Below are 22299 nucleotides of genomic sequence, written 5' to 3' on the forward strand. Positions count from 1 at the left end.
GTTACCAATTGAAAAAGAATCCGCCCGGAGGTGGATTCTTAGAAAAGTAGATTACGATGTGACACGAGCGCTCCAACCTGTCGGATCGTTTCGCCAGTCATATAAAGAAGTAGCTTCTTCTTTACTGATGATTCGTTTCTTGACGGCGACGTCGAGCAAATCCATAAGTGTGATCAGGGCATGCGCTGTGAAGCCAGAGTCCAACAAATTGATGTGAAGACGGCTCAGACTATAGGAAAAGATCGCTTGAATCTTCACGACTTCCCCGCCCGCTGCCTGAATCGCTTTGGCGGCCTCGATGCTCGATGAACCGGTCGACAACAAGTCTTCAATCACGACGACGCGAGCGCCTGGCTCGAACCGACCTTCGATTTGATTTCCTTTCCCGTGTCCTTTCGCACTCGAACGGACGTAGACGAGCGGTAAACCAAGACGATCGGCGACAAGAGTCGCATGAGGAATCCCCGCTGTCGCCGTTCCAGCGATGACATCGACGTCGAGCGGACGAATCACAGCGACGAGCGCATCGATGATGAGATTGCGGACGTCAGGATAGCTGAGTGTCAAACGGTTATCACAATAAATCGGACTCTTCATCCCGCTCGACCATGTGTATGGTTTTTCTGGTGAAAGGGTCACGGCCTCAATTTGTAATAATGCTTCAGCGATTTGTCTCATAAGTTCGACTCCATTCCTGTAAGTAGTGTGCATAAGCGGCGTTCGGATCTTCGGCCCGTGTGATGGGCCGGCCGACGACGATGGCCGACACACCGGCCTCACGCGCCGCTTTCGGTGTGGCGACGCGAACTTGATCGTCCGCTGTCTCATTCATGCGGATGCCCGGCGTCACGGTCAAAAATGACGATCCGAGCGCTTGGTGAATCGCGCGGGCCTCATGCACGGACGCGACGACTCCGTCGAGTCCGGCTTGGTCGGCCATGGCAGCCTGGCGGAGGACGGCCTGTTCCAGTCCCCCATTGATGTGTAGTTCTTCGGCAAGCATTCGTTCATCGGTCGACGTCAACTGGGTGACCCCAATCAATTTCGTCGTGTCAGTCACGTCACGTAAACCATCTAACGCGTAACGTATCATCGTCTCACCACCAAGTGTATGAACGTTTGTCAACTCGACGCCGAGACGCCCGATTTGACGGAGCGTCCGCCGTGCTGTTTCTGGGATGTCATGCACTTTGACGTCTAAGAAGACCGGATATCCACTGTCGACGAGTTGCTCGACAAAGCGCCCCCCTTCGCGATAAAACAGCTCCATCCCCACTTTGACTGCCGGCTTCTGTTCAATTCGTTTTAACAAACGGAACGCGTCGGCGCCTGTTTCGACATCAAGCGCGAGATACAGTCTGTTCATAAGCTTTCCCCCTGATGTCTAAAATATGATCGATGCCAAGTTCGTCAAGCCGTCCCGGCAACGCTTCGATGATTTCTTGGCAGACGTATGGATTTTCAAAGTTGGCCGTTCCGACCGCGACCGCTGAGGCACCTGCGTAAATAAACTCTAACACATCGTCGACCGTCCGCACGCCGCCCATCCCGATAATCGGGATATTAACAGCCTGAGCGACTTCATACACCATGCGAATGGCCACCGGTTTAACAGCTGGCCCAGACAATCCCCCGATGCGATTGGCGAGAATCGGTTGCCCGGTCGTGACATCGATGCGCATCCCGACGAGCGTATTGATCATCGTAATCCCATCAGCGCCGGCCGCTTCGACCGCACGCGCCATCGTCGTGATTGACGTGACGTTCGGTGACAGTTTGACATACACCGGTTTTGAGGAAGCCGCTTTGACAAGCCGAGTCAATTCAGCCGCCATCTCAGGATCAGTCCCGAACTGCATTCCGCCGCACTTCACGTTCGGACACGAGATGTTCAGTTCGAGCGCTTTAACGGTCGGGTCGGCACTCATCTGGCGGGCGACGTGAATGTACTCTTCTGGCGTCGAGCCGGCCACGTTGGCGATAATCTCGGTATCAAATTCTGACAAAAACGGAAGCTTCTCTTCAATGATCGCATCGACGCCCGGGTTTTGAAGGCCGATGGCATTCAGCATCCCTTGCGCCGTCTCGGCGACCCGGGGCGTCCCGTTCCCATACCGCGTCTCACCCGTCGCCGCCTTGATCATGATTCCTCCGAGGACGGATAAATCGTAAAGCTTGGCGAACTCTTCACCGAATCCGAAACAACCTGACGCCGGCATAATCGGATTTTTTAACTGTAATCCAGGTAAGTCGACGTGTAGTCTCATAGCGTCACCTCTTCCGCACGAAATACCGGTCCGTCACTGCACACTTTGACATAACCGCCGGGAGCTTGGCACACACACGCGAAACAAGCTCCAATGCCACACCCCATCCGATTCTCAATCGAGATATACCGCTCCTCGATATGTGACGCGGCGACCGCTTTCAACATCGGCTCTGGTCCACAGCTGAATAACACATCGGCATCGACTTGCGCGAGCGGGCCGGTCACAAACCCCATTTCCCCATACGTTCCGTCGACCGTCGTGATGATTGTCTCCCCCAGTTCGCGGAACGCATCTTCATAAAAAATACTCGTTTTCGTATCAAATCCGAGAATTGCCACCGTCTCGATTCCGCGTGCGGCGAGCATGCGCCGCGTGTAATAGAGCGGCGGCACCCCGATTCCCCCACCGACGAGGACGACCCGCTTGCCCGTCTGTTCGAGCGGGAAGCCGTTGCCGAGCGGACCGAGGACGTCCAAGACGTCGCCGGGCCGACGTGCGGCGAGGTCTGTCGTGCCAGCCCCAATCACTTTATAGAGGAACGTCACGACGTTGTCCTCGACGTTTGCGACCGAGAGCGGACGTCGCAACAGCTCTGACGTCTTCACGTGAAAGAACGTACCTGGCGCGACTTCTTGTGGGGAAATCTCAACTTTCATCTCCATCGTCGCTGTCGCGATCAATCGGTTCGAGCGAATCGTCGCAAGTTGTCTCATACGGTCACCCCGAATGTCGTGAATGCCGGCAAACTCGTCGTTTGGAACGACAGGCTCTCGATGACTTGGAGCAGCGCCTTGACCGTGTCGAGCGACGTCAGGCAAAGTACTCCCTGCTCGGCCGCGGCTCGACGGATGATGAACCCGTCTTTCGTCGCGAGGGCGTCACGCGTCGTCGTGTTCAAGACGATGTCGACTTCTCCTCGTTCGATGACGCTCAGCATCGTCTCACCAGATTCGTTGATCTTCCCGACCGAATGGACCGGTAGCCCGTCTGCTGAAAGAGCGCTCGCCGTACCCGATGTGGCCATCAGTCGGAATCCGAGTCGATTGAAACGGCGGGCGATGTCAAGCGCCTCGTCCTTGTCTTGGTCAGCGACCGTCAACAGGACGTTCCCTTTCAACGCGATCGTCATACCGGCAGCGACGAGCCCTTTGTAGAGTGCCTTTTCAAGCGTGCGGTCTGTCGCCATGACTTCACCGGTCGATTTCATTTCCGGTCCGAGTGATGGGTCGACTTCTTTTAGTTTCGCAAAACTGAACACCGGCACTTTGACCGAGATGGCGTCCGCCTCCGGATGTAAGCCAGTCCCGAGACCGAGTTGTTTCAGGCTCGTCCCGAGAATCGTCTGCGTGGCGATGCGCGCAACCGGCAGGCCCGTCACTTTCGAGATGAACGGGACGGTCCGGCTCGCCCGCGGGTTCACTTCGATGACATATAAATCGTCCGCATACACGAACTGGATATTGAGCAACCCTTTAATCCGGAACGCCTTGGCGAGTTTGATCGTGTAGTCGACGACTTTTTCTTTCAATGCCTCACTCAACCGTTGCGGCGGATACACGGCGATCGAGTCACCCGAGTGGACGCCGGCTCGTTCGATATGTTCCATGATACCCGGGATATAGACGTCCGTCCCGTCACAGATGGCGTCGACTTCAATCTCAATCCCCGTCAAGTAGCGGTCGATGAGGACAGGACGGTCTTTCGAGGCGACGACGGCGTGGCGCATATACCGCTCGAGTTCCGTGCGCTCATAGACGATTTCCATCGCACGGCCGCCGAGGACGTATGAAGGGCGGACGAGCACCGGATAGCCGAGCATGTCGGCGCACGCGACGGCTTCTTCGACCGTGACTGCCGTTTTGCCTGGCGGTTGGGCGAGCCGTTCGGCCGAGAGTGTCGCTTCAAACGCTTTCCGGTCTTCGGCGCGGTCGATGTCCTCAAGCGATGTTCCAAAAATTTGAACGCCTTCCGCTTCGAGTGAAGCTGCCAAGTTGATGGCCGTTTGGCCTCCGAACTGGACGATGACGCCGAGCGGCTGTTCGTTACGAATGACCTCAAGCACGTCTTCGGTCGTGAGCGGTTCGAAATAGAGCCGATCCGAGATGGAGAAGTCGGTCGACACCGTCTCCGGGTTATTATTGATGATGATCGCTTCATAGCCAGCGTCACGAATCGTCTGAATCGAGTGGACGGTCGCATAGTCGAACTCAACGCCTTGCCCAATCCGAATCGGACCCGACCCGAGGACGAGAATCGACGGCTTGTCCGTCTTCACGGCCTCGTTCTCGACTTCGTACGTCCCGTAAAAGTATGGTGTTTCCGAGGCGAACTCGGCGGCGCACGTATCGACCATCTTATACACCGGACGAATGCCCCAATCGTTCCGAAGCGACGTCACTGTTTCCACAGTCTCATTCGTGATTCGAGCGATCATCTTGTCGCTGAAACCGAGGCGTTTTGTCTCGATGAGGCGTTCTTTCGAGAGCGACTCACGCTGAAGCGTCTCTTCTTGTTGCCAAATCCGAGCGAGCTTCGATAAGAAGAAACGATCGATTTTTGTCAGTTCATGCAACTGTTCCGTCGAGTAGCCGCGGCGGAGCGCCTCATAAAGCATCCATAGCCGCTCATCCGTCGGTGTCGTCAACTCACGATCGAGCTCATCCGCGCTTAGTTGCGCGAGCCGTGGCACGGCCAAGTCTTCTGTCCCAAGTTCGAGCGAACGGACGGCCTTGAGAAGTGCTTCTTCCAAGTTACGACCGATCGCCATCACTTCGCCGGTCGCTTTCATCTGCGTACCGAGGCGACGATCAGCCGTCTCGAATTTATCGAACGCGAACCGTGGGATTTTAGCGACGACATAGTCGAGCGCCGGTTCGAACGAGGCGTAACTCGTCTCCGTCACCGGGTTCTTCAGTTCTGACAACTTGTAGCCGACCGCCACTTTTGCAGCCAGCTTGGCGATCGGGTATCCCGTCGCTTTCGAGGCGAGCGCCGAACTGCGCGAGACGCGCGGATTGACCTCGATGACGTAATACGTGAAGCTGTCCGGGTCGAGCGCGAACTGAATGTTACATCCGCCTTCGATGCCGAGGGCGCGGATGATGTCGAGTGAGACGCTGCGAAGCATCTGGTAGTCGCGGTCAGACAGGGTCTGTGTCGGTGCGAAGACGATCGAGTCGCCCGTATGGACCCCGACCGGATCAAAGTTTTCCATCGCACAGACAATGATTGCTTGGTCGCTCGAATCGCGCATTACTTCATATTCGACTTCTTTCATGCCGGCAATCGATTTCTCGAGCAACACTTGTGTCACCGGACTCGCTTTCAGCCCTGATTCGACGAACTGTTCGAATTCATTCCGGTCATGGGCGATCCCGCCACCGGTTCCTCCGAGTGTGTACGCCGGACGGATGATGATCGGGTAGCCGATCCGCTCGGCAAACCCCCAAGCCGACTCGAGTGATTGCACGATCTCACTTTCCGGGACACCGTGGCCGAGTTTGTACATGAGGTCGCGGAACTGTTCCCGGTCTTCGGCCTGCTCGATGGCCGATAATTTCGTTCCGAGCAATTCGACGCCGCACTCTTCAAGCACGCCGCGACGGTCGAGTTCCATCGCCAAGTTGAGGCCCGTCTGGCCGCCGAGTGTGGCGAGGAGTGCGTCCGGACGCTCTTGGCGGATGATGCGTTCGACGAATTCTGGTTCGAGTGGTTCGATGTAGACACGGTCCGCCGTCGTCGGGTCGGTCATGATCGTGGCCGGGTTCGAGTTGACGAGGATGACCTCGTATCCTTCTTCTTTTAAGGCAAGACACGCCTGGGTACCAGCATAGTCAAATTCTGCCGCCTGTCCAATGACGATCGGGCCGGATCCGATTACAAGGATTTTCTGAATATCTGGTCGTTTTGGCATGTCACATTCCTACTTTCTGTTTGTTTTCTTGGACGATCTGCATGAAGCGATCAAATAAGTCGTTGGCGTCATATGGACCTGGTGCCGCTTCCGGATGGTATTGGACTGAGAATGTCGGGTGATGCAGATGTTTCACACCTTCGACCGTGCCATCGTTGACGGCCCGATGCGTGACGACGAGTCCGGTCGTCGCAAGCGACGCCTCGTCGACTGCGTAGCCATGGTTTTGAGACGTGATCGTCACCGCACCGGTCTCAAGTTCGAGCACCGGATGGTTGGCGCCGCGATGGCCGAACGGAAGTTTGAACGTGTTGGCCCCGCTCGAAAGTGCAATCAACTGATGGCCGAGACAGATTCCGAAGATCGGCACTTGCGGCATGAGGCGCTCGATGAGTGGCAGCGCCGTCGGAACGTCCTTCGGGTCCCCTGGCCCGTTCGACAACATGACGCCGTCCGGTTCATAGCGCATCACTTCGTCCGCCGTCACGTCGTGCGGCAAGACGACGACTTCACAGTCGCGCTTCACGAGTTCACGCATGATCCCGAGCTTTGCCCCGAAGTCGATGAGCGCGATCCGTGGTCCGCTGCCCGTGCTGACGTACGCCCGTTTTGTCGAGACGCGCTCGACTTGGTCGGTCGGAAATAACGCATCGAATCGGTCGCTGACCGATGCCCACGTCGATTCACCGTCGACCATGACGCCGCGCATGACGCCGCGTGAGCGGAGATGACGCGTTAACATCCGCGTATCGACACCTGATAGACCCGGGATATTGAAACGGACGAGCGTATCGCCGAGTGACGCCGTCGATCGGAAGTTCGACGGTGCGTCGCACACTTCTTTGACGATGAGCCCTTTCGCCATCGGGACGGTCGTCTCAAAATCCTCCCGGTTGACCCCATAGTTCCCGATCAACGGGTTCGTCAACACGATGAGTTGGTCGCAGTATGACGGGTCCGACAACATTTCTTGATATCCGGTCATCCCCGTCTGAAAGACGACTTCCCCGATCGTCTCGACGTCTGCGCCGAATGCTGTTCCTACAAATGAAGTGCCATCCTCAAGCCATAATGTTCGTTTCATCGAATCTCCCCTTATATACAATTTTTCCGGCCGCGATCGTCATGACCGGCCAACCAACCAATTTCTTCCCGGCGAACGGTGTGTTCTTTCCTTTTGAACGGAACGTTGTCGGGTCAACCACTCGCTCCGTCTCGGTATCGATGAGGGCAAAGTCCGCCGCTCGTCCGACTTCAATCACGCCATACGGCAACCCGAACACGTCGCTCGGACGTTTCGTCATCCAGTCGATGAGCGCCGCTTCTTCCATCTGCCCCGTTTTAATAAACGTCGTATACAGAAGCGGGAACGCCGTCTCGAATCCGGTGATGCCGAACGGGGCCCGTTCCATGCCGGCTGCCTTTTCTTCGGCCGTGTGTGGGGCGTGGTCGGTCGCAATCATATCGATCGTCCCGTCGAACAACCCTTCAAGGAGCGCCTCCCGGTCGTCCGCGCTCCGAAGCGGTGGGTTCATCTTGAAATTCGGGTCAAGCCCTGGAATATCGTCTTCACAGAGGACGAGGTGATGCGGCGTCACTTCGGCCGTCACACGAATCCCGGCCCGTTTGGCGTCTCGGATGACGCGCACCGACTGCCGTGACGAGACGTGACAGACGTGATAGTGGCAACCTGTCTCTTCGGCGATCAAGACGTCGCGAGCAATATGGATACTTTCCGCAAGACTCGGGATGCCTTGGATGCCATGTTCTTCACTGAACCGGCCTTCGTGGACCGAACCGGCCTTGAGCGTGTTGTCTTCACAGTGGGCCACAATCGCCTTATCAAGACGTTTTGCTTCCCGCATCGCTTGACGCATCATCGCCGCCGATTGGACGCCGACCCCGTCATCGGTGAATGCGAACGAATCTGCAAGAGAGGCCATGTCGACTTGTTCAGTGCCGAGCTGTCGTTTCGTGATGGCAGCATATGGCAGGACGCGCACGATGGCATCTTGCTCGATCTTAGCCAAGAGCTGGTCCATCGTCGCCCGGTCGTCCGGTACCGGACGTGTATTTGGCATGGCACAGATTGTGGTGAACCCGCCGGCCGCTGCCGCCTCTGTTCCCGTCTTGATCGTCTCTTTGTTTTCCCCGCCCGGTTCGCGCAAATGGACGTGGACATCGACGAGCCCAGGGATAAGGAGCTTCCCTGACGCATCAATCACTTCATGTCCTTCGGTCGTGCCGTCATAGTCGACCGATCGGATTTCGCCGTCCTCGATCAATAGATGCGTCGTCCGTTTCGTTTTCCCGTCATACCAAGTTGCGTGTTGAAGTATCATAATTGTCCCCCTAATGCTCGATTTAAAATGGCCATCCGGGCGTAAACGCCGTTCGTCATCTGTGGAAAGATGCGTGACTTCGGATGTTCAATCAAACTGCCGGCAATCTCGACGTCCCGATTGACCGGGGCCGGATGCATGATGATGGCGGACGATTTCATCCGCTCGACGCGTTCCGGTGTCAATCCGTAGCGCGCATGATACTCTTCTTTCGAGAAGATGTCACCCATGATGTGGCGCTCGTGTTGGACACGGAGTAGCATGACGACGTCACAGTCCGCTAACACATCATCGAGGTCACAATGCTCGAGCCCCATCGACTCGTCCCACCATGAGGCCGGGCTGCAACCGACGACGTTCGCCCCGAGCCGTCTCAACACACTTGCGTTCGACCGTGCGACACGGCTATGGACAAGGTCACCGCAGATGGCAATGTTCAGGCCTTCGAACGTCTTGAACTCTTCAAAAATCGTGACGAGATCGAGAAGTGACTGCGATGGGTGCTCCCCGCTGCCGTCACCGCCGTTCAATACCGGAATGTTCAACTTTTCAACGAGTTCATGGTAATAACCCGACTCCGGATGACGGATGACCAGGGCATCGACCCCGATTGCCTCGAGCGTCTTGCACGTGTCGTACAACGTCTCCCCTTTTGTCACCGATGACGTCGCCACGTCGAACGGAATCTCCTGGACTTTCAAGTGCCGTTCGGCCATTTGAAACGAATTTTTCGTTCGCGTCGAGTTTTCAAAGAACAAGTTCGCGACCGTCTTGCCGTCAAACAAGGGCGGCATGTCCCCTTGTTTGTAGCGTAGCGACTCCTCGATCAATCCCATGATCTCGTCGAGCGAGAGCGTGTCCAGACTGACAAAATGCTTCGGTTGTTGTTTGATGATGTTCATGTTCGTCTCCTCCTTTTGTTTGAAGGCAAAGAGAAAAGGCGTCTCTTCACCTACGTGAAGGGACGCCTTCATTTGGGTAGACTACACCCAAATAAACGAGCCTTCACTTTGCCGACCTCACGGGATCGAATTAAAAGTTACTTGCTTGTCGTGTATCTTCAGTTGTTTCGGCAGCAGCTTCGTCGACCGCCTCTTCTTTTGGCAAGAAAGCGTTCAAGAGAATCCCGACGACTGTGGCGAGTGCCATCCCTTGAACCGGGAAGCTACCGAGTTGGACCATTGCCCCACCAAGTCCGATGACGAGGATGACCGAGGCGATGATGAGATTGCGTTTCTCAGCGAGATCGACGTTGCTTTCGACCATCGTCCGCAGACCGTTCGAAGCGATGACTCCGAACAAGAGGATTGAGATGCCGCCTTTGACCGGGTTCGGGATCGTCGAGATGAACGCTTCGACGTGACCGAGGAAACCAAAGCTGATGGCCATGAGCGCTGCTCCGGCGATGACGTAGACACTGTACACTTTCGTGATGGCCATGACCCCGTTGTTCTCACCGTAAGTCGTACATGGTGGACCACCGAGCGCCGAGGCGACCGCTTTCCCGACACCGTCGCCGAGGAGTGTCCGATGTAGACCTGGATCTTTCATCGTTTCGCGTCCGATGATTTTTGACGTGACCATCTGGTCGCCGATATGTTCCGTCATCGTGACGAGCGCGACCGGGACGATGGCTAAGAGTGCTCCGACTTGCCACATCGGCATATAGTCGACGAACACCATCGTGAAGTCAGGCAGTTGGAACAAGCTCGCTTGACCGAGCGCCGAGTAGTCGATGATGCCGAACAGGGCGGCGATGAGGTAACCACCGATGATCCCGAACAAGATCGGTACGGCGCCCCATACTCCTTTGAGCGTCGTCATGGCGAACATCGTGATGCCGAGCGTGAGCAGCGCGACGGTGATGAACGTTCCATTGTAGGCACCGTCTTTATTCATCGACATGTCGATCGCGACTGGCGCGAGCGATAAGCCGATGACCATGATGACCGGACCGACGACGACTGGCGGCAAGAGGCGCAGCAACCAGTTCACGCCCGTCTTATAGATGATGAGTGAGACGACACCGTAGACCGATCCGGCGATGATACCACCGAACAAGGCGGCTTCGACACCCCATTGCTGGCTAACCGCGATAATCGGGGCGATGTAGGCGAAACTTGACCCGAGATAGGTCGGAACTTTGAAGCGGGTAATCGCTAGGAATGAGAGCGTGGCCACACCGGAAGCGACGAGGGCGACGGACGTGTTCAGTCCAGTTAAAATCGGGACTAAAATCGTCGCTCCGAACATGGCGAAGACGTGCTGCAGGCTGAAGAGCAGCCATTGTGGTAAGTGAGCGGGACGCTCGTGGATGTTGAGGATTGGTTTCATTTGTAAATCTCCTTCCTGGCCTCTCTGGACCACCTTAAAGGTTTTGGTTTATTGCTGTTTGATGAACACTTCATCGGTCGTGTCGACTTCACTGAGTCGGACGACGACTTGTTCTGTTTTCGATGTCGGGACGTTCTTGCCGACGAAGTCGGGGCGAATCGGTAGTTCGCGGTGTCCCCGGTCGATCAAGACGGCGAGCTGGATATAATCCGGGCGACCGTGATCGACGAGTGCGTCCATGGCGGCACGCACCGTCCGGCCCGTGTAGAGGACGTCGTCAATCAAGACGACCGTCTTGCCGTTAATGTCGTGCGGTAATTCTGTCGCTTTCACTTCCGGGTCGAGTGATTTTTTGGATAAGTCGTCCCGATAGAGCGTGATGTCTAAGTTACCGAGTGCGATCGGCTTGCCTTCGATTTCTTCGATCCGATGCGCGAGGCGGTCGGCGAGCGTCTCACCACGGGTTTTTATCCCGACGAGCACGACGTTGTCCGTCCCTTTGTTGCGTTCGATAATCTCATGGGCGATTCGGGTCAAAGCGCGGCGGATAGCCGCTTCATCCAATATGGTAGAACGTTTCAAACAGTTCCCCCCTCTCTCAAATTGTATAAAAAAAGAAGACTTCCTCATCCGGCTGGAAAAGGAAGTCTTCATATGTGAGGGCAGACCTCTGCCTCAAATAATCGACGTGTCGTGACCGCGGTCACAATCCTTTCACAGCCTCTCTGGACTGGGTTTAAAGGTGTTATGCTTCCTAGACTATAAATCGGAATCGGTTGAAAGTCAACGCGTTTTCTCGATTTTGTCCAATTTTGCAAGCTCTGCCTCGAAGTCGGCCGGGAGCGGCGCCTCGAATTCGAGCCATTCGTCCGTGCGCGGGTGATAGAAACCGAGCGTCGCCGCATGGAGCGCTTGTCCGTTCAATTGAATCGTCCGGCGTGGACCGTATTTCGGGTCACCGGCGAGCGGATGACCGATATAACGCATGTGAACGCGGATTTGGTGCGTCCGTCCCGTCTCGAGTTTACACTCGACGAGCGTGAAGTCTTTATACCGCTCGAGCAGACGGAAGTGCGTGATGGCTTCTTTCGCATTCTTGTCCGTCACCGTCATCCGTTGACGGTCGTTCGTGTCACGTCCGATCGGCGCCTCGATCGTCCCGAGCTCATGGGCGACTTCGCCATGGACGAGAGCGATATATTCACGCTTGATCAAACGATCCTTCAACTGGCTCGCGAGCGATTCGTGCGCCACATCGTTTTTCGCGACCATGAGGAGACCGGTCGTGTCTTTGTCGATGCGGTGGACGATACCTGGGCGCTTGACGCCGTTGATGCCTGACAAGTCATCACAGTGATAGAGGAGCGCGTTGACGAGTGTCCCTGACGTGTGGCCGGCCGCCGGATGGACGACCATGCCACGTGCCTTGTTGACGACGATGACATCCTCGTCCTCATAGACGACGTCGAGCTGGATATTCTCAGGTAAGACTTCGAGTTCGACGGCCTCCGGGACCGTCACGACGATTTCGTCGCCTTCTTGCAGTTTATAGTTCGGCTTGACGACCTGGCCGTTGACAAGGAGGTCCCCAGCCTTGATCCAGTCTTGGATTTGCGAACGTGACCAGTCACTTTGTTCGCTCATCCATTTGTCGATACGTGCCTTTTCTTCGGCGACAAATGTGTAAGTTTCCATTACGATTGTCCCCTTTCTTTGTTTAATTTTTCTTCGAACAAGACGCCGATAATCATGAAGATGACCCCGAACGTGAGTGCCATATCGGCGACGTTAAAGATGGGGAAGTTATAGCCAAACGGATACGTGTCGACAAAGTCGACGACTTCGCCGCGAAACAGACGGTCGATGAAGTTCCCGATCGCACCGGCGAGCAGTAACCCGACACTGTAACCGAGCAAATCGAACCCGTTCACTTCTTTATGCAGGAAGTAAATCAGACCGACGACGACGACCGCGGTGACGATAAAGAAAAACACCATCTGTCCTTCGAGCATGCCCCAAGCCGCGCCTTTATTGCGGTAAGACGTCAAATAAAGTAGACCAGGGATCAGTTCAATCGATTGTCCGATTGTCATCGTCTGGACGACGATCCATTTGGTCACTTGGTCGAGCAAAATGAGGAAAAGTGCTAATCCGTAGTAACGTTTCATCAAATTCTCCTTTCAAGTCACAAGAAACCGGAGTGGACGATCGCCACTCCGGTCCGGCTTATGCGATGACTTCTGTACAACGCGGGCAAAGCTCTGGATGTTCAGTGTTTTGACCAAGCTCGGTCGAGTACGTCCAGCAGCGGGCACAAGCGGCACCGTCAGCCTTCAGGACGCTGATTTCGGCTGTCGCATAATCGACATCAGCCGACTCGACGTAATCAAGTTGTGACACTTGTAGCAATTGGCGTACGTTGTCAATCGTCTCGAGCAACTGTTTCGTCTCACCTTTAGGCGCGACAAGCAATTTCGCTTCGAGTGGTTTCCCGATCAACTTCTCGCCACGGGCGATCTCAATCGCTTTCAAGACATCGTCCCGGAACGTGAGGAACTTCGACCATTTCGCAAGCAACGCCTTCTCGTCTTCCGACAATGCCGCTACTTCGTCAAGGTCCGTCAAGAAGACGCTATCCGCTTGTTTCGCTGGCACTTCTTGCCATACTTCATCTGCCGTGTGCGGGAGAATCGGTGCAAGCAATTTCGTAAGTGTGACGACCGTGTCATACATGACCGTTTGGACAGCACGACGACGTGCATCGTCTTCACGTTCGATATAAAGAATATCTTTCGTAAAGTCGAGATAGAACGAAGACAACTCATTGACACAGAAGTTATGGCTCAAGTGATAGACAGCCATGAAGTCGAACGTGTCGTATGCTTTGACGACTTTCGTCTGAAGCTGTTTCAGTTTTGTCGCCATGAAGCGGTCCGCTTCCGGCATGTCTTCGAATGCGACACGCATCGATGGATCGAACCCGTTCAAGTTACCGAGCAAGAAGCGTAACGTGTTACGAATCTTCCGGTACACTTCCGACACTTGTTTGAAGTTGTCGTGCGATGCACGGACATCCGACTGATAGTCGACCGACGAGACCCAAAGACGGACGATTTCCGCTCCGTACTGTTTGACGAGATCGTTCGGTGCGATCGTGTTGCCGAGCGACTTCGACATCTTGCGTCCGTCGCCGTCGAGGACGAAACCGTGGCTGAGCACGTTGCGATACGGCGCTTTGCCTGTCGTCGCGACTGCCGTCGAGAGTGACGAGTTGAACCAGCCGCGGTATTGGTCCGAGCCTTCAAGGTACAAGTCGGCCGGACGGCGCAAGTTATCGCGCTGTTCGAGCACACCCGCATGAGACGAACCTGAGTCGAACCAGACGTCCATGATGTCGAGCTCTTTCCGGAACTCGCCGTTCGGGCTGTTCGGATGTGTGAAGCCTTCTGGCAACAAGTCTTTCGCTTCGCGCTCATACCAGACGTTCGAGCCGTGCTCATGGAACAAGTTCGCGATGTGATCGATCGTCTCGTTCGTGATGATTTCTGTTCCGTCTTCAGCATAGAAGATCGGGATTGGGACGCCCCATGCCCGTTGACGGCTGATGACCCAGTCCCCACGGTCACGGACCATGTTGTAAAGGCGCGTCATGCCCCACTCCGGTACCCAATTCACTTCTTTGATTTCACGAAGCATATCGTCACGGAAATCTTTGATGGACGCGAACCATTGCGGCGTGGCGCGGAAGATGACCGGTTTTTTCGTACGCCAGTCGTGTGGGTACGAGTGTTTGATGAATTTCAAGTTCAGGAGATAGCCGTTTTCTTCGAGTTTCATACCGATTTGTTTGTTCGCATCTTCATAGAACAAGCCTTCGAATCCTGGCGCCTCTTCCGTCATATAACCACGGTCGTCGACCGGGCAAAGGACATCGAGTCCATAAGCTTGTCCGACACGGTAATCATCTTCCCCGTGTCCAGGGGCCGTATGGACGAGACCTGTCGCATCAGCCGTGACATGATCGCCGATCATGACGAGCGATGTCCGGTCGTAGAGCGGGTGTTGTGCCGTCATGTGCTCGAACTCACGTCCGTTCCAAGAACCGCTCACCGTGTAATCCGTCCAGCCAAGTGCCGTCGTCACATCTTCCACGAGCGTTTCGGCGACGATGTAGCCTCTGCCATCGTGCTCGATACGCGTGTACGTCAACTCGTCGCTGACCGCGATCCCAAGGTTGGCTGGGATTGTCCACGGTGTCGTCGTCCAGATGACGAAGTGGTCCGTTGTCGCTAAGACATCCTTGCCGTCGACGACTTGAAATGCCACGTAAATCGCTGGTGACTTCTTGTCATAGTATTCGATTTCTGCCTCAGCGAGGGCCGATTCAGAAGACGGTGACCAATAGACCGGTTTCTTCCCTTTATAGATGTAACCTTTTTCGGCCATTGTTCCGAACAGACGGATTTGAGCCGCTTCGTATTCCGGCAATAATGTGATGTATGGGTTGTCAAAGTCAGCGAGCAACCCGAGGCGTTTGAACTGTTCGCGTTGCGAGTTCACTTGTTCCATCGCGTACGCTGCACACTTCTCGCGGAACTCAGCGACGGTCATCTCCTTGCGGTTGACGCCTGCTTTTTGAAGCGCGTTTTCAATCGGTAGACCGTGCGTGTCCCAACCCGGGATCATCGGTGACTGATAGCCATTCAACGATTTGAAACGGACGATGATGTCTTTTAAGACTTTGTTGAGCGCATGGCCCATATGGATATCGCCGTTCGCATACGGAGGTCCGTCGTGCAAAATATATTGTGGCTTTCCGGCGTTTTTTTCTTGGACGCGGTTATATAGGCCCATCTGTTCCCAAGCCTCGTGCATCGCTGGCTCGCGTTTCGGCAGATTTCCGCGCATCGCAAATTCTGTTTCAGGCATCAATAGTGTGTCTTTGTAGTTCATTGAAACTCCTCCTGCATCTTTTTTTGACAACAAAAAAACCCGCCCCTAATAGGGACGAGTTTGTCGACTCGCGGTACCACCCTACTAATCTCAGGGAAAACCCCGAGACCGCTCTTGGTAACCGATAACGAGGTCAAGCGGTCGCGCTTACTAACTTCAGCCCGACACTCATAGGGGATACCGATAAAGTCTTTCTCTTAGGCTTGCACCTTCCCTAAGTCGCTTCGTAGGTATGACTTTATCGACGTGTCCTAATCGACGTATTGTGTATTATCCGTGATGTTTGGTTGGTATGACTTCGTCGTCATTATACGCAAGTTCAGTCTTATCGTCAAGAACCGTCTGGACCGGCGGCTCCCCGACAATCGTGTCCCATTCCGTACTGTTCAACAGCTCCATCTGTGCATCGACGAGGACGCGGAAGCGGGTCCGGTACAACTCGACTTTTTTGAGCATTTGAATGACTTCGCGCTCGGCAATCTGTTCTTTGCGTGACGCTTCTTCCTCACGGGCGAGCGCTTCACGTTCGGCCTGTTTTAAGATGAGACTCGCTTCTTTCGCCGCGTTCGTCTTCACTTCTTCGGCCGCCTCTTGGGCGACGATAATCGATTTGTTCAACGTGTCTTCCATCGAGGAGAAGTAGTCGATACGGGCTTGCATATCGTTGACGAGTTCTTCGTACCTTCTATTCTCACGAATCAATAGTTCAAATTCTTTAATGATTTGATCTAGAAATTCATTGACCTCATCGATATCGTACCCGCGAAAACGAGTCGAGAACTCTTTATTATGAATATCAATCGGTGTCAACGCCATTCGACTTTCCTCCTAAGTTCAACGTATGATGCCATACTGGATTTTTATTTTCTCACGTTTCGTCGAGCCAAGAATCGCCGTCAATTTGACGCGACCATACCCGCGGATCGATACCAAATCGTCTGGTTCAAGAATGAAACTCGCATCGTCAATCGATTTATGATTCACTTTGCAGTCTCCATGTTTGACGAGCGCCTGCGCCTTTTGCCGAGATAACCCGAGCACTTCGCTGACGACCGTGTCAAATCGGAGCGATGAGACGATGCCGAATTCGTCGCTCCATTTGACTTCGGGCACGATGAGCACCGATTCCGGCGGCACCTCAGAGATGCGAATTCGAGCCTTGCCGACCCGGTCGACGTTCATCTCGATGAATCCGACCGCCTCACGCGTCGTCGCGAATTGGGCGACGCCGTCGTCGAGGACGACGTCTCCAAATTTTTGGCGCTTCAAACCAGCGTTCAGGAGCGTACCCGTCACTTGACGATGCGTCAATTCCACAAATTTGGTTGGATAGTCGATTTGACGAATCGCGATATCGAAATCGTTCGGGTCGAGCTCGTAATAGTCCGGGGCGAGGATGAGCCGACGCCGTTCAGCGCCTTCAAACCCGCCGTCCTCATAAATCGCGAGTTGCTTCCCGACGAGTTGCCGGACGATTTGTTGCTCGCGTGGATCTAAAAAGTCCGTCACTTTAAACACATAGTTGTCCTCGACTTGTTGAACCCAGTCGAGCACTTGCTCGATAAACGGGCGCTCATTCGGACGATAATGATCGAAGACGCTCATTTAAATACCGAAAATCGCTCGCACTCCAAATTGTGCCATCCGTAGCACAAATAAAGCGACGATCGGGGAGATGTCGAGCATCCCGCCGATAGGTGGGATGATTCGACGAAACGGGTTTAGAAACGGCTCACACAAATACGATAAAATTTGACCAAATTTAGATTCGCGCGCATTCGGGAACCACGATAATAAGATATAGGCAATCAAGACCCAGCTATAATATCCAAGTAATGTAACAATCGTATTGCCTAAGGCAGGTATAGCATTTTCCATTCAGTTACCACCCTTTACTGTTGAGTTCGTCCTCCGAAATCAAATTCGAGATTGATCCCGTTAACTCGATGTTGTTTGGAGTACATAGAATCGTGTTATGTCCAATCGACGTCATCGTCCCTTCTAAGGCGTAGACGACACCTGACAAGAAGTTGACGACTTGGCGAGACTGTTCTTTCGACATCCGTTGAAGGTTGACGATGACAGCCCGATTTTCTTTCAACTGGTCGCTGATGTCCTGTGCCTCGGCGAATACACGCGGCTCGGCGAGAACGACTTTCGAACGCTCTTTCTTCTTCGTGTTCAATGCGACGATGTTGTTTGATGTTCTCGGACGGTCCTCGGTTTTAACGATTTGCTCTGTCATCGGTTGTGTCTTCGTCTCAGTGAGGGAATAGTCTTCCTCTTCGAACGTTTGATTCGGATCTTCCTCGAGTCCAAAGAAGTCTTTCATTTTGTTTTTGATTGACATAACGGATTCCTCCTTAAAATATATTATTGCACAAGTACGGTTCCAATACGAACAAACGATGCGCCTTCTTCAATCGCCAACGTGTAGTCGTTCGACATCCCCATCGACAGTTCCGTGCACGGGGCATGCGGATAGGCAAGACGCGAGACGTCATCACGCAATCGGCTCAAGTTTCGGAACGTTTCCCGAATCACGGCCTCGTCTTCAGTGAGCGGAGCCATCGTCATCAGTCCGATGATTCGAATGTGAGGATACTGTTTACAGTTCTCGATGAACGGGACGACTTCCTCTTTTTCGAGCCCATGTTTTGATGCTTCTCCCGACACGTTCACTTGAACGAAACAATCGATGATTCGGTCGGCCCGCTTGTCGATTTCTTCGGCGAGCGAGCTCCGATCGAGCGAGTGAATCGCCGCGACATGATCGATGATTTGTCTCACTTTACGCGTCTGCAAACTGCCGATGAAGTGAAATTTGGCGTCTGATGGCAGCTCCTTCACTTTTTCAAGCAACCCTTCCGGCCGATTCTCCCCGAAGTCGCGGATACCTTCCGCGTAGAGGGCATTCGCCACGTCCGGTCCGACTGATTTAGTAACGGCGATGAGTGTCACTGGCTGTTCACCCCGGTGTTGGTCAATGGTTTGTCTAACTTCGAATACATTTTTAGCTATACTCACGATTTCTTCTCCTTGACGAGGACGGCCGCAAATCGACGCTTGGCGTCTCCATTCCGATACGAGAAAAAGCTTCGATCGGCAACGGTCGACAAGTTCGATTGGGTCACCTCGATATTTCTTTCGGCGGCGAGCGTCTCGTTCACTTGTTGGAGTGAAAGATAAGCATGGTCCGCTCGTTCGTCTGAGACTGACGCTTCATAAGCTGCCGGTGAGACGGCTTCTACCGCATCGAGGACGCGACGATCGACCTCGTAATGTTCAGCCGTGATGGCTGGTCCGACAAACATGTCAATAGCTTGTTCTGGTACGCCGAGCCTCGCGAACGCATCGGTCATCGAGGACACGATGTTTCCGACCGTTCCTTTCCAGCCCGCGTGTGCGACGCCGATGACGCCATGATCTTTGGCGCAAAAGAACAACGGGACACAATCCGCGAACACAAGGGCGAGCGGTAACGAGTCGGCCGTCGTGACGAGACCGTCCGTTGCCGGGATCGTCTCGTCGTAACGGTACGCTCCCTTGCCGCGGTCCGTGTCACCGACGACTTCGACGTTTGTCTCGTGCACTTGGTCAGCCCATACCGAATCAGCGAGGTCGAGACCTGCTGTGTCAAAGAAGTATTTCCGATTGGCGACGACTTGTTCCGCATCATCCCCGACATGAAGTCCGACGTTGCCTTCGTTATGTCCGTCCGTCCGGGTCGTCACATAGGCGCGGTAGCGCTCCGTCTCGGTCTCCCATGTATGTAACAGTCGCATATGATTCTCCTTTTTTAGAAAAAGGGGATGCCGAGAACCGGCACCCCCTGTTGTTTAGTTACGGCGTTGTCTTACGAACGCTGGGATGTTGATCGTCTCGTCTGGGACGTCCCCGCCATAGACCGGTCTATGGAAGTTCCCTTCATCTTGTGGCGCAGCTTCTTGCGCTTTCGGTTGAGCCTCACGGTTCACTTCAGCTTCCGGTTGTTTCTTCGGTTGCTGAAGGAACGGGTTTGTCCCTTGCGCTTCTTCTGCGAATTCAGTTGCAATCACGGTAACGATAATCTCATCGTTCAAGTTTTCGTTGATGACCGAACCGAAAATCAAGTTCACTTCTTCATCAGCGGCACTTTGTACGATTTGAGCAGCTTCCGTGACTTCATACAAGCTGAGGCTAAGTCCGCCTGTGATGTTCATCAAGACACCTTTCGCGCCTTCGATTGAAGACTCAAGAAGTGGAGATGAGATGGCTTTCTTCGCTGCCTCGACGGCACGGTTCTCGCCAGTCGCGACACCGACACCCATGAGGGCCGAACCTTTTTCCGTCATGATTGTCTTCACGTCGGCGAAGTCGAGGTTGATGAGTCCAGGGATAGCGATCAAGTCTGTGATCCCTTGAACACCTTGACGAAGCACGTTATCCGCTTCACGGAACGCCTCGATCATCGGCGTATTGCGCTCGACAATTTCAAGCAACTTATCGTTTGGAATAACGATGAGCGTGTCCACTTTTTCTTTGAACGCTTGAATCCCGTGCTGGGCATGTTGCATACGTTTGCGACCTTCGAACATGAACGGCTTCGTGACGACACCGACTGTGAGCGCTCCGATTTCTTTCGAGATCTCCGCGATGACAGGTGCGGCCCCTGTCCCGGTTCCTCCGCCCATACCTGCTGTGACGAAGACCATGTCTGCGCCATCAAGCGCCTCAATCAATTGTTCACGGCTCTCTTCCGCCGCTTTTTTCCCGATATCAGGATTTGCGCCGGCACCAAGGCCGCGCGTCAACTTCGCGCCAAGCTGAAGCTTCACATCTGCTTTTGACATGTTGAGTGCTTGCGCGTCTGTGTTGACGGCGATGAACTCGACACCTTGCACTCCGTGCTCGATCATACGGTTGACAGCGTTTGAACCGCCACCACCGACTCCAATTACTTTAATTTTTGCTACGGCGTCAATCGCCTCATCAAAGTACATCATTTCAGGTATCCCCCTACGTAATTTCCAATTGTTAACACAACGTCAAGTTTACACGCCAAATAGTTTTTCCATGAGGCGGCCGAATCCGTTTTTCGTTTCGCGATCGTCCCGCTCTTCGTCCACTGAGTGGTCGTTTGGCGTCGTGCCGTCCGGTTTCGTGACGGTCACGCGTTCTTCCGGCTTTTCAAGTCGTGATTTCGAGACGTGATGATCGCTCATAAGCACGTACTTGAGGACGCCGACGGCTGTCGCGTATTTCGGGTGTCTGACGCCAATCGACGAAGGCTGATACAGTCTCGTCGTTTGACCCATGACACGAGTCGCTAATTCTTGGATGCCAGGTAAAGCAGCGGCCCCACCGCAGAGAAGATATCCTCCACTGAGCGTCGGGACGCCTACCTTTTGCACTCTATTCAACACAAGCGTGAACATTTCCTCTATTCTTGCCTCTAAAACATAACTAATTTCTGTTTGCGGTTCGAACGTGACTTCGCCGTTAATATTCGTGAACGAGAAGCCCTCGGATGTGTCTGCCATTTCTTCAAGGGCAAGTCCGTATTCTTCCTTCGCTACTTTAGCGTCTTGGTATTTACAGTTTAGCTTGTAAACCAAGTCACGGGTCATATGATCGCCTCCGACCGGAAGGATATATGAGTAGACGAGATCGCCCCGATAAAAGACAGAGACTGTCGTCTTTTCATGTCCGATATCGATCAATCCGATGCCAAGATCGATTTCATCGACCGATGCCGCGCTCATACCGAGTGCTAAGTTGCCGAGAACGAAGCCTTCGAGTTTCAGGCCCGCTCGTTCGATGGAGCGACGAATGCTATGTAAAATCGTCTTCGAACCAGTTACCATCTTCCCATGCATCTCTAAACGGTAGCCGAGCATTCCGCGGGGATCGACGACACCTGTCTGTTGATCGACCGTGAACGATGATGGTATGACGTCGATGACACTCATCTCGTCCGGCAAACGCATGACTTGCGCCGAGTTGATGACTTCGATCACGTCTGTATCCGTGATTTCTTGGTCTTCTCGTTTGACCGACGCGATTCCGTGACATGGGGCGATTTGGATATGTTCCCCTTCAATGGCAACATATACCGACCGAATTTGATCGCCGAGTGCCGCTTCGGCATGCTCGACGGCTTGTTTGATGGCTTGAACCGTCTTATCGATGTCGACGACGGCGCCACGTTTTACTCCTGCAGACGGGGCACACCCTTCCGCCAAAATATTAAGCGTCCCCCCGAGTAATTCACCCACGACGAGCTTAATTTCTGACGTTCCTATATCCAATGCGGCCACATAACCATTCGCTTCCAAAAGGGAAACACCTCCGCGCTTTAATTTCTATACTTGAATTCCGTTACATTGTTACAGATATCCAAAAAAATTGTTAGGTCCGGCAAGATATCTCACGTCTAAGTTTACAACAAATAAGATAGTGAGAAAAGGTAGAATCCTACAAATTAAGCGGTTTTGGGGTGTCAATT

21 protein-coding genes are annotated in these 22299 nt (G+C 53.9%); all 21 read right to left on the minus strand.

Annotation, left to right across the window (positions count from 1 at the left end; translation table 11 throughout):
* Positions 1–51 precede the first annotated feature (51 nt).
* Entirely contained in the window at positions 52–678 is a 627-nt protein-coding gene (gene pyrE, locus EVJ34_RS02275) for an orotate phosphoribosyltransferase (protein ID WP_131484594.1), read from the minus strand.
* Positions 662–1366, minus strand: a complete 705-nt coding sequence (gene pyrF / locus EVJ34_RS02280) for an orotidine-5'-phosphate decarboxylase (protein WP_131484595.1) — start codon at positions 1364–1366, stop codon at positions 662–664. Before pyrF ends, pyrE begins: the two co-directional genes overlap by 17 nt.
* On the minus strand, positions 1341–2267 hold the full coding sequence (locus EVJ34_RS02285; RefSeq protein ID WP_131433830.1) for a dihydroorotate dehydrogenase: 927 nt from the start codon (positions 2265–2267) through the stop codon (positions 1341–1343). The genes pyrF and EVJ34_RS02285 overlap by 26 nt, the downstream gene beginning before the upstream one ends.
* Entirely contained in the window at positions 2264–2983 is a 720-nt protein-coding gene (locus tag EVJ34_RS02290; RefSeq protein ID WP_131433828.1) for a dihydroorotate dehydrogenase electron transfer subunit, read from the minus strand. Before EVJ34_RS02290 ends, EVJ34_RS02285 begins: the two co-directional genes overlap by 4 nt.
* On the minus strand, positions 2980–6183 hold the full coding sequence (gene carB / locus EVJ34_RS02295) for a carbamoyl-phosphate synthase large subunit (protein ID WP_131484596.1): 3204 nt from the start codon (positions 6181–6183) through the stop codon (positions 2980–2982). The genes EVJ34_RS02290 and carB overlap by 4 nt, the downstream gene beginning before the upstream one ends.
* Position 6184: 1 nt before the next feature.
* Positions 6185–7267, minus strand: a complete 1083-nt coding sequence (locus EVJ34_RS02300) for a carbamoyl phosphate synthase small subunit (protein WP_131484597.1) — start codon at positions 7265–7267, stop codon at positions 6185–6187.
* On the minus strand, positions 7245–8525 hold the full coding sequence (locus tag EVJ34_RS02305; RefSeq protein ID WP_131484598.1) for a dihydroorotase: 1281 nt from the start codon (positions 8523–8525) through the stop codon (positions 7245–7247). The genes EVJ34_RS02300 and EVJ34_RS02305 overlap by 23 nt, the downstream gene beginning before the upstream one ends.
* Positions 8522–9427 (minus strand): aspartate carbamoyltransferase catalytic subunit, encoded by a 906-nt coding sequence (locus EVJ34_RS02310; protein WP_131484599.1) that lies wholly within the window; start codon positions 9425–9427, stop codon positions 8522–8524. The genes EVJ34_RS02305 and EVJ34_RS02310 overlap by 4 nt, the downstream gene beginning before the upstream one ends.
* A 130-nt stretch (positions 9428–9557) precedes the next feature.
* On the minus strand, positions 9558–10859 hold the full coding sequence (locus EVJ34_RS02315; RefSeq protein WP_131433820.1) for a uracil-xanthine permease family protein: 1302 nt from the start codon (positions 10857–10859) through the stop codon (positions 9558–9560).
* A gap of 48 nt (positions 10860–10907) precedes the next feature.
* On the minus strand, positions 10908–11441 hold the full coding sequence (gene pyrR, locus EVJ34_RS02320; protein WP_114165490.1) for a bifunctional pyr operon transcriptional regulator/uracil phosphoribosyltransferase PyrR: 534 nt from the start codon (positions 11439–11441) through the stop codon (positions 10908–10910).
* A gap of 201 nt (positions 11442–11642) precedes the next feature.
* The gene (locus EVJ34_RS02325) at positions 11643–12554 is read right to left on the minus strand and encodes an RluA family pseudouridine synthase (RefSeq protein ID WP_131433818.1); all 912 of its coding nucleotides are present in this window, start codon (positions 12552–12554) and stop codon (positions 11643–11645) included.
* Positions 12554–13027 (minus strand): signal peptidase II, encoded by a 474-nt coding sequence (gene lspA / locus EVJ34_RS02330; protein WP_131433816.1) that lies wholly within the window; start codon positions 13025–13027, stop codon positions 12554–12556. The genes EVJ34_RS02325 and lspA overlap by 1 nt, the downstream gene beginning before the upstream one ends.
* A 58-nt stretch (positions 13028–13085) precedes the next feature.
* Positions 13086–15812 carry an isoleucine--tRNA ligase gene (gene ileS, locus EVJ34_RS02335; RefSeq protein WP_131484600.1) on the minus strand — a complete coding sequence of 909 codons (2727 nt, stop codon included), beginning with the start codon at positions 15810–15812 and terminating at the stop codon, positions 13086–13088.
* A gap of 270 nt (positions 15813–16082) precedes the next feature.
* Positions 16083–16628, minus strand: coding sequence for a DivIVA domain-containing protein (locus EVJ34_RS02340; RefSeq protein ID WP_131433812.1), 546 nt, complete (start codon positions 16626–16628; stop codon positions 16083–16085).
* Positions 16629–16646: 18 nt separating this feature from the next.
* Positions 16647–17417: a YlmH family RNA-binding protein gene (locus tag EVJ34_RS02345; RefSeq protein ID WP_131433810.1), complete on the minus strand. Its 771-nt coding sequence runs from the start codon at positions 17415–17417 to the stop codon at positions 16647–16649.
* A complete protein-coding gene (locus EVJ34_RS02350) occupies positions 17418–17690 on the minus strand; it encodes a YggT family protein (protein WP_021067051.1) in 273 nt (90 codons plus the stop codon). It lies immediately after the preceding gene.
* A gap of 4 nt (positions 17691–17694) precedes the next feature.
* Positions 17695–18162, minus strand: coding sequence for a cell division protein SepF (locus EVJ34_RS02355; RefSeq protein WP_131433808.1), 468 nt, complete (start codon positions 18160–18162; stop codon positions 17695–17697).
* A 23-nt stretch (positions 18163–18185) separates the two neighbouring features.
* The gene (locus tag EVJ34_RS02360; RefSeq protein ID WP_131484601.1) at positions 18186–18839 is read right to left on the minus strand and encodes a YggS family pyridoxal phosphate-dependent enzyme; all 654 of its coding nucleotides are present in this window, start codon (positions 18837–18839) and stop codon (positions 18186–18188) included.
* A complete protein-coding gene (pgeF, locus tag EVJ34_RS02365; RefSeq protein WP_131484602.1) occupies positions 18836–19597 on the minus strand; it encodes a peptidoglycan editing factor PgeF in 762 nt (253 codons plus the stop codon). The genes EVJ34_RS02360 and pgeF overlap by 4 nt, the downstream gene beginning before the upstream one ends.
* Positions 19598–19651: 54 nt before the next feature.
* The gene (ftsZ, locus tag EVJ34_RS02370) at positions 19652–20797 is read right to left on the minus strand and encodes a cell division protein FtsZ (RefSeq protein WP_021067047.1); all 1146 of its coding nucleotides are present in this window, start codon (positions 20795–20797) and stop codon (positions 19652–19654) included.
* A gap of 48 nt (positions 20798–20845) precedes the next feature.
* A complete protein-coding gene (ftsA, locus tag EVJ34_RS02375; RefSeq protein WP_131433802.1) occupies positions 20846–22129 on the minus strand; it encodes a cell division protein FtsA in 1284 nt (427 codons plus the stop codon).
* Positions 22130–22299: the final 170 nt, after the last annotated feature.

Origin of the sequence: Exiguobacterium sp. SL-9 (genome assembly GCF_004336985.1) — a bacterium.
Taxonomy (GTDB): domain Bacteria; phylum Bacillota; class Bacilli; order Exiguobacteriales; family Exiguobacteriaceae; genus Exiguobacterium.

Bases quoted from the DNA above. Each gene is read 5' to 3' on its own strand.
- pyrE (WP_131484594.1), bottom strand. From the start codon at position 678: ATGAGACAAATCGCTGAAGCATTATTACAAATTGAGGCCGTGACCCTT.
- pyrF (WP_131484595.1), bottom strand. From the start codon at position 1,366: ATGAACAGACTGTATCTCGCGCTTGATGTCGAAACAGGCGCCGACGCG.
- EVJ34_RS02285 (WP_131433830.1), bottom strand. From the start codon at position 2,267: ATGAGACTACACGTCGACTTACCTGGATTACAGTTAAAAAATCCGATT.
- EVJ34_RS02290 (WP_131433828.1), bottom strand. From the start codon at position 2,983: ATGAGACAACTTGCGACGATTCGCTCGAACCGATTGATCGCGACAGCG.
- carB (WP_131484596.1), bottom strand. From the start codon at position 6,183: ATGCCAAAACGACCAGATATTCAGAAAATCCTTGTAATCGGATCCGGC.
- EVJ34_RS02300 (WP_131484597.1), bottom strand. From the start codon at position 7,267: ATGAAACGAACATTATGGCTTGAGGATGGCACTTCATTTGTAGGAACA.
- EVJ34_RS02305 (WP_131484598.1), bottom strand. From the start codon at position 8,525: ATGATACTTCAACACGCAACTTGGTATGACGGGAAAACGAAACGGACG.
- EVJ34_RS02310 (WP_131484599.1), bottom strand. From the start codon at position 9,427: ATGAACATCATCAAACAACAACCGAAGCATTTTGTCAGTCTGGACACG.
- EVJ34_RS02315 (WP_131433820.1), bottom strand. From the start codon at position 10,859: ATGAAACCAATCCTCAACATCCACGAGCGTCCCGCTCACTTACCACAA.
- EVJ34_RS02325 (WP_131433818.1), bottom strand. From the start codon at position 12,554: ATGGAAACTTACACATTTGTCGCCGAAGAAAAGGCACGTATCGACAAA.
- lspA (WP_131433816.1), bottom strand. From the start codon at position 13,027: ATGAAACGTTACTACGGATTAGCACTTTTCCTCATTTTGCTCGACCAA.
- ileS (WP_131484600.1), bottom strand. From the start codon at position 15,812: ATGAACTACAAAGACACACTATTGATGCCTGAAACAGAATTTGCGATG.
- EVJ34_RS02340 (WP_131433812.1), bottom strand. From the start codon at position 16,628: ATGGCGTTGACACCGATTGATATTCATAATAAAGAGTTCTCGACTCGT.
- EVJ34_RS02345 (WP_131433810.1), bottom strand. From the start codon at position 17,417: ATGAGCGTCTTCGATCATTATCGTCCGAATGAGCGCCCGTTTATCGAG.
- EVJ34_RS02350 (WP_021067051.1), bottom strand. From the start codon at position 17,690: ATGGAAAATGCTATACCTGCCTTAGGCAATACGATTGTTACATTACTT.
- EVJ34_RS02355 (WP_131433808.1), bottom strand. From the start codon at position 18,162: ATGTCAATCAAAAACAAAATGAAAGACTTCTTTGGACTCGAGGAAGAT.
- pgeF (WP_131484602.1), bottom strand. From the start codon at position 19,597: ATGCGACTGTTACATACATGGGAGACCGAGACGGAGCGCTACCGCGCC.
- ftsZ (WP_021067047.1), bottom strand. From the start codon at position 20,797: ATGATGTACTTTGATGAGGCGATTGACGCCGTAGCAAAAATTAAAGTA.